14 protein-coding genes are annotated in these 14,611 nt (G+C 63.6%); 8 read left to right on the top strand and 6 right to left on the bottom strand.

Going from position 1 to position 14,611, the window contains the following annotated elements; all coding sequences use genetic code 11:
- Positions 1-5: 5 nt before the first annotated feature.
- From bphC to G4D79_RS09775, 4 genes are all read right to left on the bottom strand, one after another.
- Positions 6-926: a biphenyl-2,3-diol 1,2-dioxygenase gene (gene bphC / locus G4D79_RS09790; protein ID WP_007732786.1), complete on the bottom strand. Its 921-nt coding sequence runs from the start codon at positions 924-926 to the stop codon at positions 6-8.
- A 35-nt stretch (positions 927-961) separates the two neighbouring features.
- Positions 962-2,140 (bottom strand): acyl-CoA dehydrogenase family protein, encoded by a 1,179-nt coding sequence (locus G4D79_RS09785; protein ID WP_003940250.1) that lies wholly within the window; start codon positions 2,138-2,140, stop codon positions 962-964.
- Between the two features lie 171 nt (positions 2,141-2,311).
- A complete protein-coding gene (locus G4D79_RS09780) occupies positions 2,312-3,181 on the bottom strand; it encodes an alpha/beta fold hydrolase (RefSeq protein ID WP_003940235.1) in 870 nt (289 codons plus the stop codon).
- A gap of 76 nt (positions 3,182-3,257) precedes the next feature.
- Positions 3,258-4,166 carry an IclR family transcriptional regulator gene (locus G4D79_RS09775; RefSeq protein ID WP_003940451.1) on the bottom strand — a complete coding sequence of 303 codons (909 nt, stop codon included), beginning with the start codon at positions 4,164-4,166 and terminating at the stop codon, positions 3,258-3,260.
- Between the two features lie 138 nt (positions 4,167-4,304).
- On the opposite strand from G4D79_RS09775, the gene G4D79_RS09770 reads away from it, so the two are divergent.
- The 3 genes from G4D79_RS09770 (at position 4,305) to G4D79_RS09760 (ending at position 7,081) form a co-directional block, all read left to right on the top strand.
- A complete protein-coding gene (locus G4D79_RS09770) occupies positions 4,305-5,180 on the top strand; it encodes a TIGR03619 family F420-dependent LLM class oxidoreductase (RefSeq protein WP_099698976.1) in 876 nt (291 codons plus the stop codon).
- Positions 5,181-5,212: 32 nt separating this feature from the next.
- Positions 5,213-5,704 (top strand): nuclear transport factor 2 family protein, encoded by a 492-nt coding sequence (locus tag G4D79_RS09765; RefSeq protein WP_003939809.1) that lies wholly within the window; start codon positions 5,213-5,215, stop codon positions 5,702-5,704.
- Between the two features lie 129 nt (positions 5,705-5,833).
- Complete coding sequence (locus G4D79_RS09760; RefSeq protein WP_020909201.1) at positions 5,834-7,081, top strand: Nramp family divalent metal transporter; 1,248 nt, start codon at positions 5,834-5,836, stop codon at positions 7,079-7,081.
- A gap of 56 nt (positions 7,082-7,137) precedes the next feature.
- Here the strand turns inward: G4D79_RS09760 and G4D79_RS09755 are convergent, their stop codons facing one another.
- Complete coding sequence (locus G4D79_RS09755; protein WP_065351432.1) at positions 7,138-8,733, bottom strand: acyl-CoA synthetase; 1,596 nt, start codon at positions 8,731-8,733, stop codon at positions 7,138-7,140.
- Positions 8,734-9,102: 369 nt separating this feature from the next.
- Between G4D79_RS09755 and G4D79_RS09750 the strand changes: the two genes are divergently transcribed.
- Together G4D79_RS09750 and G4D79_RS09745 are read left to right on the top strand one after the other, a co-directional pair.
- A complete protein-coding gene (locus G4D79_RS09750) occupies positions 9,103-10,041 on the top strand; it encodes a 3-oxoacyl-ACP reductase (RefSeq protein ID WP_007729451.1) in 939 nt (312 codons plus the stop codon).
- 26 nt (positions 10,042-10,067) lie between these two features.
- Positions 10,068-10,811: an SDR family NAD(P)-dependent oxidoreductase gene (locus G4D79_RS09745; RefSeq protein WP_030537180.1), complete on the top strand. Its 744-nt coding sequence runs from the start codon at positions 10,068-10,070 to the stop codon at positions 10,809-10,811.
- 22 nt (positions 10,812-10,833) lie between these two features.
- On the opposite strand, the gene G4D79_RS09740 is transcribed toward G4D79_RS09745, so the two are convergent.
- Positions 10,834-11,739, bottom strand: a complete 906-nt coding sequence (locus tag G4D79_RS09740) for an amidohydrolase family protein (protein ID WP_003940342.1) — start codon at positions 11,737-11,739, stop codon at positions 10,834-10,836.
- Positions 11,740-11,864: 125 nt separating this feature from the next.
- Here G4D79_RS09740 and G4D79_RS09735 point away from each other — a divergent pair, with 125 nt between their 5' ends.
- From G4D79_RS09735 to G4D79_RS09725, 3 genes are all read left to right on the top strand, one after another.
- Entirely contained in the window at positions 11,865-12,392 is a 528-nt protein-coding gene (locus G4D79_RS09735; protein ID WP_003939692.1) for a nuclear transport factor 2 family protein, read from the top strand.
- Between the two features lie 4 nt (positions 12,393-12,396).
- Positions 12,397-13,530, top strand: coding sequence for a 12-oxophytodienoate reductase (locus G4D79_RS09730; RefSeq protein ID WP_099698978.1), 1,134 nt, complete (start codon positions 12,397-12,399; stop codon positions 13,528-13,530).
- Between the two features lie 80 nt (positions 13,531-13,610).
- Complete coding sequence (locus G4D79_RS09725) at positions 13,611-14,609, top strand: MDR family oxidoreductase (RefSeq protein ID WP_064074261.1); 999 nt, start codon at positions 13,611-13,613, stop codon at positions 14,607-14,609.
- The last annotated feature ends 2 nt before the right edge of the window (positions 14,610-14,611 follow it).

Here is a 14,611-nt window from a genome sequence, read left to right as displayed (position 1 = left end):
AAGAGCTAGCTCTTGGGAGTGAACGCAGCCAGCGGTTCACTGTCGGACCAGTCGTGGCCCCAGTAGCTGTCCGCCGTGATTTCCTCAGCGGTGTAGAAGGCTTCGTCGACAAGCATGCCTTCGCAACCGAACTCCAGATCCCATCCACCCGGTGCGCGCACGTAGAACGACACCATCTTGTCGTTCGTGTGGCGACCCAACGTCGAGGAGATCGAGAAGCCGAGCTTGGCAACACGATCGAGAGCCTGACCGACGGCGTCGAGAGTCTCGGCTTCCATCATCAGGTGCACGAGACCGGGCTCGTCAACCGGCGGCGCCGGGCACAACGCCAGGCTGTGGTGGCGCTGGTTGACACCCATGAAGCGAACGCGGCGAGCCGGCGGCGGCGCATCGATACCGCCGAGACGGATGGAACCGCGCGGGAGGAATCCGAGCACCTCGGTGTAGAAGGTGTATGCCTCGTCGAAACGCGTAACCGGAAGCACCACATGGCCGAGGCCCTGATCGCCGGTGACGAAACGGCCGCCGTGCGGGGTGACCAACGGGCTGTGGTCGAGTACCGGTCCGAAGAAGACCTCGACTCGGTTGCCGTTGGGATCGTCGAATGCGATGACCTGCTCGGCATCGCGGTAGCTGGCGTCGACCTCGGAAAGAACCTCGACCTCGACTCCGGCCTTCTCCACTGCTTCACGAACACGCTGGAGCGCGAACTGATCTCGCACTTCCCAGCCCACTGCGAGAGCCTTGTCCGTCTCACCGGGCAGGACGATCAGTCGCGCACGACGCTCGTCCAGACGCAAGTAGAGGCCGTCGGCTTCCGGGCCACTACCGACCGCGAGGCCGAGTCCGTCGACCACGAGCTCGCGCCAGCGAGCCACGTCCTGCGTTTGGATCCTGAGATACCCCAGGCCCCGAATTTCAGTCATGCCTAACCGTCCTTGCTTCGAAAGTATTTGTGGGACTAGATCATCGAGCGGTGGATACCCTGCGGTTCGCCGCCGAGCTGCGAGAGCGTCGACGCATGGAAGATGGAGCCAGGCACATGGATCGCGTGCGCGAGACCGGCATGAGCATCACGCCAGAACCGCTGCATCGGCGTGTTCAACTGCAAAGCCCCACCACCGGAACGAGCAAAGATCTCGTCCACCGCACGCACCGCCCGCCACGCAGCAGCAGTCTGCGTACGCCGACCGATCGCACGAAGCTCGAACGAAACTTCCTGCCCCTTCTCCGTCATGTCCCAGAAACGATCCACCGTCTCCAAGATCGCAGCCCGAGAAGCAGCGATCTCGGCCGCCGCCTCACCGATCGCGAACAGCACGTACGGATCTTCCTTGATCGGAACACCACTGACCGTCACACGCTCACGCTGCGCCGCCATGTTGCACGCCAACGCACCTTCGGCGATACCGATCAACGACGAGGTGATCCCCAACGGGAAAATGCACGAGAACGGGAACTTGTACAACGTCTCCGTACGGCCCGCTTCCTTCCACGCCGTCCCGTCGTACACCTTTCCGGCGTCGATCGTGCGGTACGTCGGCAGGAATGCGTCCTTGACGATCAGGTCCTTCGACCCGGTTCCGCGCAGGCCCACGACATTCCAGCTGTCCTGGTCGATGTCGTAATCGGAGCGCGGCAGCAGTACGTGCAGGTGCTTCGGCGGCATCAACGGCTTGCCGGACTCGTCACCGACCATCGCGCCGATCATGATCCAGTCACAGTGATCGGTGCCGGACGAGAACGACCAACGACCGTTGAGGATGTACCCACCCTCGACCGGCCTCGCCACGCCCATCGGCGCATACGGTGACGCCATCCACGTATCGGGATCGGTTCCCCACACCTCTTCCTGAGCCTTGCGGTCGAAGAACGCAAGCTCCCACGGATGAACACCGACGATGCCGCTGACCCAGCCCGTGGCACCGTCCATCGCGCCGATAGCCATTGCCGTCTCGGCGAATTCACGCGGATGCGCCTCGAGGCCTCCGAACTCCTTCGGCTGGAACATCCGGATGACGCCGGAGTCGCGCAAGCGCTTCGCGCTGCCGTCCGTCAAGCGCATCAGCTTGTCGCCCTCGACCCCGTCGGCGCGGATCTCGTCGGCGAACTGTGAGATGTTGTCCAGAACCTGACCCATGATTTTTCCGGCTTTCTGGTTTCGCTACCCGGCGAGTGCCTGGGCAGAATGAAAATCTGTTGGTGAAACGGTGGCAGGTAGCCCACCGAAGTGCAGAAACGCTTCCCGGTGAGTGGGAGCACCCCTGTGCGCCTTTTTGGTAGTGGGGGCTACCAAAAAGGCGCACGGGCCTTACTTGCCTTCTGGACGCGTCAGAAATGCCAGAACGGACGCGACCCAGGCGTCGCGAGCTTCGATCATCGTCCAGTGTCCGCAGTTGGGGAAGATGTGAACTTCGCCGTTGGGGATGTCGCGCATCGGCAGAATCGCCATGTCCACGGGGCTGACGCGGTCGTCGCGTCCCCAGGTCAACAGCGTTGGCGCCTTGATCTTGTTCAGCTGCGCCCAGTACGGCACGGCGGTCGACGCAGCGGCAGCCGCGCCCATGGCGGCCATGGCCTTGCTGCTGTACATACGACGGGCGATCTCGAGCGTCGTCGGCTCGGTGGCCAGGGCCCAACGCTCTTCGATGAGCTGCTCGGTGACGACGGCGCGGTCGAAGACCATCGAATGCAACCAGCGGACCAGAGCTTCGCGGGTGGGGTTGTCGGTGAACTCCATGAGGAGTTTGATGCCTTCACCGGGGCCTGGCGAGAAGGTGTTCTTTCCCATGCCGCCGATGGTGACGAGCTTGCTCACCCGGTGCGGCTCGTCGATCGCGACCTTGGTGGCGACGATGCCGCCCATGGAGTTACCGATCATGTGGACCGGGCCGAGGCCGAGGCCGTCGAGGAACATCCCGACCGACGCCTGCGCCATCATCATCGGATGGTCGGGGCCGGGATCGCTGACGCCGAATCCGGGGAACTCGAGAACGTAGCAGTGGAAGTGCTTCGCGAAGTCCGCGAGAACGCCGCGGTAGTTACGCCAACCGGTGACGCCGGGGCCCGATCCGTGCAGCAGCAGGAGCGGCGGGCCGTCGCCGGCTTCGTGGTACCGGAGCACACCGAGATCGGTCTGCAGTTCCTTCAGAGTTCCCTCGTAGCTCAGTTCAGTCGTCATGGTCCGAACGGTGCCATCAGTACCGCTGAGCTGCTATGACTCGTCCCGATCAGCGAGACAAGTCGATCAAAATACGTCAGATCCAGTGGTCGGACGACGCTGCCAGCAGGCGATCCATCGTCTCCGCCGAGAACGTATTGGTCGGAACGGGAGGCGTTTTGCGGCCGCGGCGAGGAGCACCCAGTTCGGGGTACAGCGTCCGTGAGACCTCGCGAGCCGCGTCGACGACCAGCGGAGCAACTCGCTCGAGCTGAGCGGTCCGCATGTCACCACACAACGCGATGCTGCCGACGGGACCCTCGTGTCCGCGAATTGCCGAAGCCACACAAGCGACTCCACGCGCCGACTCCCCGCGTTCGAAGGCCAGTCCCCGACGCTGACGGATGCGGTTCAGTTCCTGGTGGAGCACAGCGACGTCGGTGATCGTGTTCTCGGTACAGCGGGGAAGAGAAGACCCGAACAGAGCGTCGACGCGCTCGGGGTCGATCCACGCCAGCATCGCCTTGCCACCAGCCGTCGAATGAGCGAGCACTCTGCCGCCGACGCGGGACGGGAGCGCCGCGGCGAATCGTCCGCCGACCTTGTCGAGATAGACGCTCTCGCGTCCGTCGAGCACCGACAGGTGAACGACCATGCCGGTCTGCAGGTGCAGTTCGTGCAGAAGCGGTGCAGCGGCTTCGCGGATCTGGCTGTGGCCGCCGTCGCCACCACCGAGGCCGAGCGCGCGACGCCCGAGGCAGTAGCCGAACGATGCGTGATCGACCCAGTCCAGCTTGACCAGCTGATCGAGAATGCGGTGGACCGTGGAGCGCGGCAACTGAGTACGGCACGCGACCTCTTCCAGCGTCAGCCGCGCGGCGCGGCCGTCGAAGGCGTCGAGAATCAGTGTCATCCGCTCGACCATCGACGGCGGCAGATCCTTCTTGGGTTGCCCACCGGCAGTCTGGACGGTGGACAGTGTGTCGTTCATGTCAACAATGGTCATGGACGCCTCCCGAAAACTGGAATTGATTCTACCGACTATAACCCAGGTCACAGTTTCTGGAAAGTGAATCGATCTTTTCGATCCCGATCAGCGGTAATTCACCTGCCACCGGGCGAGTGGGGACGCTATAAACGCCCGATGCACCTGGGAATCGTCACACCGGTCCTGATTCAGCACCCGAGCACGCGCTCGGAGTGGGAGGCAAGTGCTGACATCGGCGAGATCGCCACAGTGGCCGCCACGGCGGATCGACTCGGTTTCCATCATCTGACCTGCAGTGAACACGTGGCGGTCCCCGAGGAGATTGCCGCCGAGCGCGGCGGAACCTACTGGGATCCGCTCGCCACCCTTGGTTTTCTCGCCGCGCGTACATCAAGAATCCTGCTGGCGACCCAGGTGCTGGTGTTGGGCTACCACCACCCCCTCGAGATCGCCAAGCGTTACGGAACGCTTGATCGCGTCAGCAATGGACGCCTGATACTCGGCCTCGGGGTGGGGACTCTGAAACAAGAATTCGATCTCATAAATGCTCCATTTGCCGACCGAGGAGCGCGCGCTGACGATGCCTTGGCCGCACTTCGGGCATCACTGTCGACGCCGACTCCGGAGTATCACGGCGAGTTCTACGACTACTCCGGATTTGTCGTCGAACCCCACGCCGTCCAGAAACGGGTGCCGCTGTGGATCGGCGGCCGGACCAAGAGATCGCTGCGCCGGGCCACCACACACGGCGACGGGTGGGTGCCGTTCGGGCTGCGATTCTCCGAACTGAAGGAAATGCTCGACGCCACGACGCTCCCCGACGGATTCGACGTGGTGCTTCCCGCCGGTGCGCCGCTCGATCCTCTCGGCAATCGCGAATCCACCCTTCGCGCCTTGACTCGCGTCCGTGACGCCGGGGCGACCATCGCCAGCTGCTCGGTCGGCGCTCGAAGCGTCGAGCACTACTGCGAACAACTCGAAGAACTTCACCGAATCGCCCTCACCGAGGGCTTCGCTTTCACCACTTCCTGATTCCCCGACAATTCAATGCAAAGGACGTACCGATGACCGACTCGACCGCCCTGATCGAATCCCTGCTCGCCCGAGTGGAATTGCTCGAGGACAAGCTCGCGATCACCGAACTGCTGACCACATACAGCCCTGCCGTCGACAGCGGATCAGCCGACGAGGTCGCGAACCTGTGGCTCGAGGACGGCGTCTACGACGTCGATACCGGTGCGATGCACGGCCGCGGCGAACTGCGCGCGATGGTTCACAGCGCCTCACACCAGAACTGGATCATGAACGGCGCGGCCCACATGATGACACCCGCCCACATCCGCATCGACGGCAACAAGGCCGTCGCGACCTGCCATTCGCAGTTGGTCATCAAAGATCCCGAGAACCCGACGGGATTCAAGGTCCTCCGCATCACCGCAAACCGTTGGGAACTGATCAAGACGGACGGCGAGTGGAAGGTCGAACTGCGTACCAACGCCCTCCTCGACGGCCGACCCGAGGCTCGCGCTCTCCTGGCTGCCGGCGTGACGGCCTAACCGGCCTGTGCGCGGTTAGGGACCCTCTGCGGTCGCTGACCGCGCACAGCTGTTGAAAGTTCGGCTCCCCGAACTCTATAGTTCACTTATTCGAACCAACAGGTCCGAGTACGTGTGACCAGGAGACCGATGAGCACCAGTACGCAAGAGCCGACGACTCCGCGCCGACGACCCACGGGGAGATCCATCGCCCTGCTCGGTCCGGCGTTCGTCGCGGCAATCGCGTACGTCGATCCGGGCAACGTCGCCGCCAACCTCACCGCCGGCGCCAAGTACGGCTACCTCCTCATCTGGGTACTCGTACTCGCCAACGCGATGGCCGTCCTCGTGCAGTATCTGTCCGCGAAACTCGGTCTCGTCTCCGGCAGATCCCTGCCCGAAATGCTGGGTCAGCGCCTGCGTAAGAACAACCGCCGCGCCTTCTGGCTCCAGGCCGAGATGATGGCGATCGCGACCGACGTCGCCGAAGTCATCGGCGGCGCCATCGCACTCAACCTGCTCTTCAACATCCCGCTCTTCCTCGGCGGACTGATCACCGGATGCGTGTCGATGGTCATCCTGACGATCCAAAGTCGGCGCGGACAGCGCACTTTCGAGTTCGTGGTCATGGGATTGCTGGCCATCATCACCATCGGCTTCCTGACCGGGCTCGCCTTCACCGACGTCTCCGGCAGCGAGGCCGTCGCCGGACTGGTCCCCCGCTTCGAAGGAACCGAGACCGTACTGCTCGCCGCCAGCATGCTCGGAGCAACGGTCATGCCGCACGCGATCTACCTTCACTCCGCATTGGCACGTGATCGCCACGGCCACATCAAACCCGGCCCACGGTTGCAGCGACTACTCAAAGTCACCCGTTGGGATGTCGTCGTCGCGTTGATCATCGCCGGTGGCGTGAACATCGGCATGCTGCTTCTGGCCGCTTCGGCGCTGCGCGGAGTACCCGGCACCGACACCATCGACGGCGCGCATGCCGCGATCGAGAATTCGCTCGGCCCGGGCGTAGCCGTGGTGTTCGCGATCGGCCTCCTCGCCTCCGGACTCGCGTCGACCTCCGTGGGATGCGCGGCCGGCGCCGAGATCATGCATGGTCTTCTGGCCATTCGGATTCCGGTGATCACACGCCGGATCGTCACGCTCATCCCGGCACTGATCGTGCTCGGACTCGGCGTCGACCCGACGCTGGCGCTCGTGCTCAGCCAAGTGGTCTTGAGCCTGTGCATCCCCTTCGCGATCATCCCGCTGGTGCGAATGACCTCGGACCCCGAACTCATGGGCGACGCGCGCAATGCCCCGCTCACGACCGTCGCGGCGTGGATTGCGGCGGGCTTGATCGTTGCACTCAACGTCGCTCTGCTGGTTCTGACGGTGACAGGCTAGAGCACCGGAGCCACCCAACGCGTCCCTCACAAACGCGCTGGACGGCTCCGGCCGGACTAGGAGACTTGCTCGGCGAGAGTGGCCTTGGCCCAGCGATAGTCGGCCTTTCCGCTGGGAGAACGCCTGATCGACGGAACGTTCATGACGGTGCGCGGCACTTTGTACCGAGCGACCTGCGACGCGCAATGCTCACCGATCTCGGCAGCGTCCGGGACGTCGAAGCCTTCGCGGGTCGTGATGACCGCAGCGACGCGCTCACCGAACTTCGCATCCGGAATTCCCGCGACCAGAGCGTCGAGCACCGCCGGGTGACTCTTGAGCGCCTGCTCGACCTCTTCCGGATACACCTTCTCCCCGCCGGTGTTGATGCACTGAGAACCACGCCCCAGCAGGACGATCGAGCCGTCGGCTTCCACGCGCCCGACGTCGCCGAGCACCGACATCCGCACCCCGTCGATCACCGGGAACGTAGCCGCGGTCTTGACCGGATCATTGAAGTAGCCGACCGGCACGTGACCGCTGCGAGCGATGTAGCCGGTCTCGGGCGATCCCGGCTCCAGCGGCCGCATCCTTTCGTCCACGACGCGGGTCTCGTCGCGAGCGGCGATGCGCATCAGGCCGTCTTCGCCGATCTCCAGATTGCCGTCGACGCCCGACTCCGAGGAGCCGAATCCGTCGCGGATCACCAGGTTCGGAAGCATCGACTTGAGCTGCTCCCGCAGTGAGAGCGAGAACAAGGCTCCACCCGACGAGACCATTCCGACCGTGCTGAGGTCGTAATCTGCTGCGTTTGCTGCCAATTCGTCTGCGAGCGGACGTGCCATCGCGTCTCCGACGACGGTGATGGAGACGGCCTTCTCACTTCCGGCGAGCTGCAGCGTCGTCTTCGCGTCGAACCGCGCCATGAGAATTGCGTTGGCGCCCATGAAGAATCCGGTGAACAGCGAGTACGACGCCGCACCGTGCATCAGGGGTGCGGTACTGAGCATGTTCATCGCGGGAACGTTCGGCACCGCGGCGAACAGAGCCTCAGCGGTCGTGTGCGGCGGACCGAACGGATTTCCGCCGGTGAGCGCCGCGAAGTAGAAGTCTTCATGACGCCACATGACACCCTTGGGCATCCCTGTCGTGCCGCCGGTGTAGATGACGAAGAGGTCGTCGTTGCTGCGGGGCGCGAAGTCACGAGTGGCGGGCTGCTCCGCGGCAGCGTCGGCGTATCCAACGACGTCGACACCTTCGATATCGCGGACCACGGACTTGCCGACGACAACGACGTGCTTGATGCCGGGCGCGGCCGGGAGAACCGTCTCCACGACGGAAACGAACTCCTCGTCCACGATCAGTGCCACCGACTGCGAATCGTTGTACAGATAGGTCAGTTCGGCGTCGACGTAGCGATAGTTGACGTTGATCGGGACCGCACGAATCTTGAGGCACCCGAGCAAACTCTCGACGAACTCGATGCTGTTGCGCATGTGCAGAGCAACGTGATCGCCGGGCCCGACACCGACACTCGCCAGGTGGCGGGCGATGCGATTCGAGCCCTCGTCCAGCTCGACGTAGGTGCGACGACGACCATCGCACACGAGCGCCGTGCGGTCCGGAATCAGATCCGAGATGCCCTCGTACAGATCTGCCAAATTCAGTGACACTGCTGGTGCCTTCCTTGATGTCCGGCCCGGTGAATTCAGGGCCGACCGTACTGCGTTTTCGGTGAGAACTATCCGACCCTGGAGCCGACGAATGCGGCCGAGAACTGAGCGGATCGGTGGTGACGCAAACGCGTACGCGGTGGGATCGCCGCGTCGCCCCAAGGTGGCATGCAGCGCTCGTGACCCAGATCACCGCTCCCGCTGAGTGAGACTCCTCCTCAGTCGGCCAAACTTCTGTTCAAAACTAGAACTAATTCTGATTTCGCTCGAATGATTTTTTCGGAACGACTACCGAACTCTCGACTTCAAATTAGAATGAATACTAATTTTGCAAGACGTACCCGACCGCCCGGATCGAAGGAGCACGACATGACGCAATCACTGAGCTTGGAAGGCAAAGTTGCCGCCGTCACCGGCGCCGGCGCCGGCCTGGGTCGCGCCGAAGCACTCGGACTCGCGGCTGCCGGTGCAGCCGTCATCGTCAACGACATGGGTGCAGCGGCCAACGACGTGGTCGACGAGATCAAGGCCGCAGGTGGACAGGCACTCGCCATCACCGGCGACGTCTCCGACTGGTCGCTCGGCGGGCGCATCATCGAAGAGGCTGTCAAGAACTTCGGATCCTTCGACATCCTCGTCAACAATGCAGGCATCCTGCGCGACAAGATGATCTTCAACCTGACCGAATCCGATTGGGACGACGTCATCCGCGTGCACCTCAAGGGCCACGCCGCCACCTCGCACGCAGCCGCAGTCCACTGGCGCGCAGCCAGCAAGGCAGCCGACGCACCGGTCTACGGCCGCATCATCAACACCTCTTCCGAGGCCTTCCTCTTCGGCAGCGCCGGACAGCCCAACTACTCGGCAGCCAAGGCCGGCATCACCGCTCTGACGCTCTCGAGCGCAGCAGGTCTCTCCCGCTACGGCGTCCGCACCAACGCGATCTGCCCCCGTGCCCGCACCGCCATGACGGCAGAAGCCTTCGGCGAGAACAACACCGGCGTCGTCGGCCTCGATCCGCTTGCACCCGAGCGCGTCGCGACCCTGGTCAGCTACCTCGCATCCCCCGATTCCGACGAGATCAACGGACAGGTCTTCGTCGTCTACGGCAAGATGGTGGCGTTGATGGAAGCACCCAAGGTCGAGAACCGTTTCGACGCAGCCGGATCCGCGTTCACCGTCGAAGAACTCGGTGGCCAGCTCTCGTCTTACTTCTCCGGCCGTGGGCCGTACGAGACCTACGCCGCCTACAGCATCGCCGGCCTCGAAAAGATTGCACTTGCAGTCGACGAGACCGCAACAGTTTGAGCAGCACTTACGAAGAGGAGCGTTTCATGAGGTTGAACGGCAAGGTAGCGATCGTCACCGGCGGCGCCGGTGGAATCGGTCGTGCCATCACCCGAGTCTTCGCCCGTGAAGGCGCGAAGGTCCTGTTCGTCGACATCAACGACGAGCAGGGCCAGGCCCTCGAACAAGAACTGGCCGGCTCCGGCAAGTTCCTGAACGTCGACCTTGCTGCCGCCGGTTCGGCCGAGCAGATCCGTGACGCCGCGCTCGAGGCTTTCGGCAAGCTCGACATCCTGGTGAACAACGCTCACGCGTCCCGTCAGGCTCCGTTGCTCGAAACCACGCAGGACATGTTCGACCTGTCCTTCAACACCGGTTTCTACCCCGTTGTCCACCTCATGCAGGCGTGCCACGACGAACTCGCGAAGACCAAGGGTTCCGTCGTCAACTTCGCGTCGGGTTCAGGTTTGGACGGAATGCCGACCCAGACGTCCTACGCTGCGGCCAAGGAAGCTGTGCGAGGCCTGACGCGCGTCGTCGCCAACGAGTGGGCGCCGGAAGGCATTCGGGTCAACGTGGTCTGCCCGTTCGCCGCCACCGAAGGCGTCGTCAAGTGGCAGGAAGCCTTCCCTGAGCGCGCAGCCGCATCGGTTGCCAAGGTGCCTCTCGGACGCATCGGTGATCCCGAAACCGACATCGCTCCCGTCGTGGTGTTCCTGGCGAGCGACGATTCCAAGTACATGACGGGTCAGACGTTGATGGCCGACGGCGGCAGCATCAAACTGCGCTGAGTCGAAGTTCTTCTCGGTGAGCTCAGCTCACCGAGAAGAGCTTGGCGGCGTTGTCGTGCACGACGGCTCGCAGCCATTCGTCTCCGAGATCGAAGCGCGTAACCGCTTGCAAGGCCGTGAGATACGGGTACGGAATGTTCGGGAAGTCGCTACCGAACAGAATCCGGTCCTGCATGTCGACGAGCCGTGATACGTCCGCCTTCGGGAAGGCACACTGCTCTTCCGTGAAGTCGGTGAACGCCATGGTCGTATCCAGGCGGACATTGCCGTAAGCCTCTGCCAGATCGAGGAATTCGCTGTACTCGGGCATCCCCATGTGGGCGACGATCAACGACAGGCGCGGGTACCGTGCGAGCAGCGAAGCAATGCGATCAGGTCCCGTGTACTCCCCCGGCGCCGGTCCCGATCCACAATGGATCACGATGGGCGTCTCGGAGTCCTCGAGCTGACCCCAGACCTTGTCGAGCAGAGGGTCGTTCGGGTCGTAGTTTCCGACCTGGATGTGGGACTTGAAGATTCGCGCGCCCGACTCCAATGCCTTGCCGACGTACGACGCCGCCGACTCCTCGGGATAGAACGTGGCCGTGTGCAGGCAATCGGGCGTTTGCGCGGCAAATTCGACGGCCCACTGATTGAGCCACTCGGCCATCGCGTGCTTGTGCGGGTAGATCATCGACGTGAAAGCCCGGACACCGAACTCGCGGAGACGGTGTACCCGCTCCTCCTCGGCAAGTCGGTACGCGATCGGCCAAGGTCGACCGATCATCGGTCCCGCCGAATCGAAGTAGCCCCACACCTTGTCCATGACGCTCTTCGGCATGAAATGGGTATGGACGTCGATCACGCCAGGAACACCCAACTCGCGCCAAAAAGCCCGAACCTCGGCGATCTCCTCCGGTCCAGTCGATGGGACCTCTTCGGTACACACGTCTGACACCCCTTTCGTTCGCTCGACCATACCGAGTGCCGTCGCGCTCACCGGGACAGGTCGTTGACGGCCCGCCCGGAGCACCCGAATGTGAACCCATCTTGCCGATCACCGTTGGAGGTTGAATGTCTCAGGCCGAGTCCGAAGTGGGGTCGATCAGTGCCGTCGAGGAACTGCTCGCAATCGAGGAAATCAAGCGTGTGTTCGCCGCGCGCCTACGCTGCATGGACACCAAGCAGTGGCACGTCTACCCAACCCTGCACACCGCAGACGTCGTCAGCGAGACGTGGGGCGGACTCCCGACAGACAAGCAACCCAAGACCGGCGACACCTCGAACCAGGTAGTGGGCATCGACAAACTCACCGCGGCAATTCGGAACATGCTCGACGGCGACATCCCCCTCACCACGGCGCACCACGCACACACTCCCGAAATCGTGCTGACCTCGCCCACCACCGCAACCGGCATCTGGGCGATGGAGGACATGCTGTGGTGGAACGACGGCGAGAAAGAACTGCACCTACACGGCTACGGCCACTACCACGAGAAATACCGCAAAGAAGACGGCAAGTGGCTGATCAGCTACCGAACCCTCACCCGGCTCCGTGTCGACCAGGACCCCGGATTCTTCCGATTCATGAAAGCGCTGTGACGAAGTGACCAACCCGCTGTTCCAACCGCTCCGCATCCGTTCGCTCGAACTGTCCAACCGCATAGTCATGTCGCCGATGACGCGCACGTACTCCATCGAGGGCGTGCCTGGCTGGGACGTCGCCGAGTACTACCGCCGACGAGCTGAGGGCGGCACCGGACTGATCGTCACCGAAGGCGTCGCGATCGATCACGAGACTGCTGTCGACCACGCCAACGTCCCCAACCTCCACACTCCCGCTGCTCAGGCCGGATGGCGGAAGGTAGTCGACGATGTGCACGCTGCGGGCGGCAAGATCGTGCCTCAGCTCTGGCACGTCGGACCTTTGTGGGGCGCGATGACGCAGATGGACCCCTCACTCAAGCCGATGCGCCCCTCAGGCGAGTGGGGCCCGCTCGGCGTCACCTCGTACTCCGCTGCCTACGTCGAACGCGCACAGGCCAGCACCGAAGCGATGACCGAGCAGGACATCCAGGACGTCATCGACGCGTACGTCCGTAGCGCGAAGCACGCCGTCGAACTCGGCTTCGACGGCATCGCGATCCACGGCGGTCACGGCTATCTCCTCGATTCCTTCTTCTGGGAGGGCACCAACCAGCGCGACGACGCGTGGGGAGGCGACCTGGAGCGTCGAACCAGGTTCCCGGCCGCCGTCGTCGCCGCGATCCGCGCAGCCATCGGACCGGATCTGCCGATCATCTACCGTTTCTCACAGCACAAGCAGCAGGATTTCACCGCGAAGATCGCGGAAACCCCCGAAGAGTTGGGCGTCATCCTGGGCGCGCTGGTCGACGCCGGAGTCGACGTTCTCGACGCCAGCATCAGGCGTTTCGACGTGCCGGCCTTCGAAGGCAGCGATCTCTCGTTGGCGGGTTGGGCGAAGAAGCTGACCGGCGCCGTCACGATGGCCGTCGGCAGCGTTGGTATCGGAAAGTCGCTGCGGGACAGCCGCATCGAAGGCGTCGCACCTGTAGTCGACAACATCCCACAGCTCGAGGAGCGCATCGGCAGCGGAGAGTTCGATCTGATCGCGATCGGCCGTCTCCATCTCGCCGATCCTGCATTGGCAACTACCCTGCGCGCCGGTGGCCCGCTACCGGCGTTCGATCGAGCGGTGCATGAGGGCAGCTTGATCTAGGGACTCCGCCCCTGTGCGCCTTTCCGGTAGTTCGCACTACCAAAAAGGCGCACAGGGCCGAAGGCCTTTATGTTCGACCCATGACTACTTTCAACGCCTGGGTCGCCCGCGACAGCGACGGCACCATCGACTTCGCCCCCGAAACCGTCGACGAATCCTTCCTCCCGGCAGGTGAGGTCACCATTCGCGTCGAGTATTCGAGCGTCAACTACAAGGACGCGCTCGCGGTCACGCCGAAAGGCGGGGTGGTTCGCGAGTACCCGATCGTCCCCGGCATCGACGTCGCCGGCGAGGTCATTGCCTCCGAGTCCGACGCATTCGCCCCGGGAGACAAGGTCGTCGCACATGGCTACGAGATCGGGACCGCCCGCAACGGCGGCTACGCCGAGATCGCCCGTTTGCCTGCCGAGTGGGTCGTGAAGCTCGACGGCATTTCCACCGCCGACGCTGCCGCGATCGGCACGGCAGGATTCACCGCAGCCATGAGCGTCCAAGCCATTCTGGCCAGCGGAGTGAAGCCAGCCGACGGTCCCGTCCTGGTGACTGGCGCGAGCGGCGGAGTCGGCACCGTCAGCGTCGACCTTCTGGCAAGCGCAGGCTTCGACGTGGTCGCCTCCAGCGGTAAGCCCGGCGCGGCAGACCTTCTGACGTCACTCGGTGCGTCTTCGGTGATCGGCCGGCTCCCCGAGGATCCCGACGCCAAGCCTCGCCCGCTCGGAAAATCTCAGTGGGCGGCGGCCGTCGACTGCGTCGGTGGAAAGACCCTCGCTCACGTTCTGAGCACGATCAACTACGGCGGTGTTGTCGCTGCCAGCGGATTGACCGGCGGCGCCGCGCTGCCTACGACCGTGCTGCCGTTCATTCTCCGCGGAGTCTCACTGCTGGGCATGGACTCGGTATTGATGCCGATCGAACCCCGTCGCGCGCTGTGGACCCGGCTGGGCTCCGACTTGGCCCCACGTCATCTGAAGGAGATCACGAACCTCGTTGCCGTCCGCGACGTCGTCTCGGTGATCGATCAGGTCCGCGAAGGCAAGTACACCGGCCGGGCGCTGGTTCAGGTTGCCGACGGATTCTGAAC

Source organism: Rhodococcus sp. WY5 (genome assembly GCF_018588185.1).
In the GTDB taxonomy this organism is placed as follows: domain Bacteria; phylum Actinomycetota; class Actinomycetes; order Mycobacteriales; family Mycobacteriaceae; genus Rhodococcus_F; species Rhodococcus_F qingshengii.
This window is presented reverse-complemented; position numbering and strand designations above follow the sequence as displayed.

Coding starts and splice junctions, on each gene's coding strand:
- G4D79_RS09765 (WP_003939809.1), top strand. CDS start 5,213: ATGACCGACTCGACCGCCCTGATCGAATCCCTGCTCGCCCGAGTGGAA.
- G4D79_RS09775 (WP_003940451.1), bottom strand. CDS start 4,166: ATGACCATTGTTGACATGAACGACACACTGTCCACCGTCCAGACTGCC.
- G4D79_RS09750 (WP_007729451.1), top strand. CDS start 9,103: ATGACGCAATCACTGAGCTTGGAAGGCAAAGTTGCCGCCGTCACCGGC.
- G4D79_RS09735 (WP_003939692.1), top strand. CDS start 11,865: ATGTCTCAGGCCGAGTCCGAAGTGGGGTCGATCAGTGCCGTCGAGGAA.
- G4D79_RS09760 (WP_020909201.1), top strand. CDS start 5,834: ATGAGCACCAGTACGCAAGAGCCGACGACTCCGCGCCGACGACCCACG.
- G4D79_RS09745 (WP_030537180.1), top strand. CDS start 10,068: ATGAGGTTGAACGGCAAGGTAGCGATCGTCACCGGCGGCGCCGGTGGA.
- G4D79_RS09780 (WP_003940235.1), bottom strand. CDS start 3,181: ATGACGACTGAACTGAGCTACGAGGGAACTCTGAAGGAACTGCAGACC.
- G4D79_RS09785 (WP_003940250.1), bottom strand. CDS start 2,140: ATGGGTCAGGTTCTGGACAACATCTCACAGTTCGCCGACGAGATCCGC.
- bphC (WP_007732786.1), bottom strand. CDS start 926: ATGACTGAAATTCGGGGCCTGGGGTATCTCAGGATCCAAACGCAGGAC.
- G4D79_RS09725 (WP_064074261.1), top strand. CDS start 13,611: ATGACTACTTTCAACGCCTGGGTCGCCCGCGACAGCGACGGCACCATC.
- G4D79_RS09770 (WP_099698976.1), top strand. CDS start 4,305: ATGCACCTGGGAATCGTCACACCGGTCCTGATTCAGCACCCGAGCACG.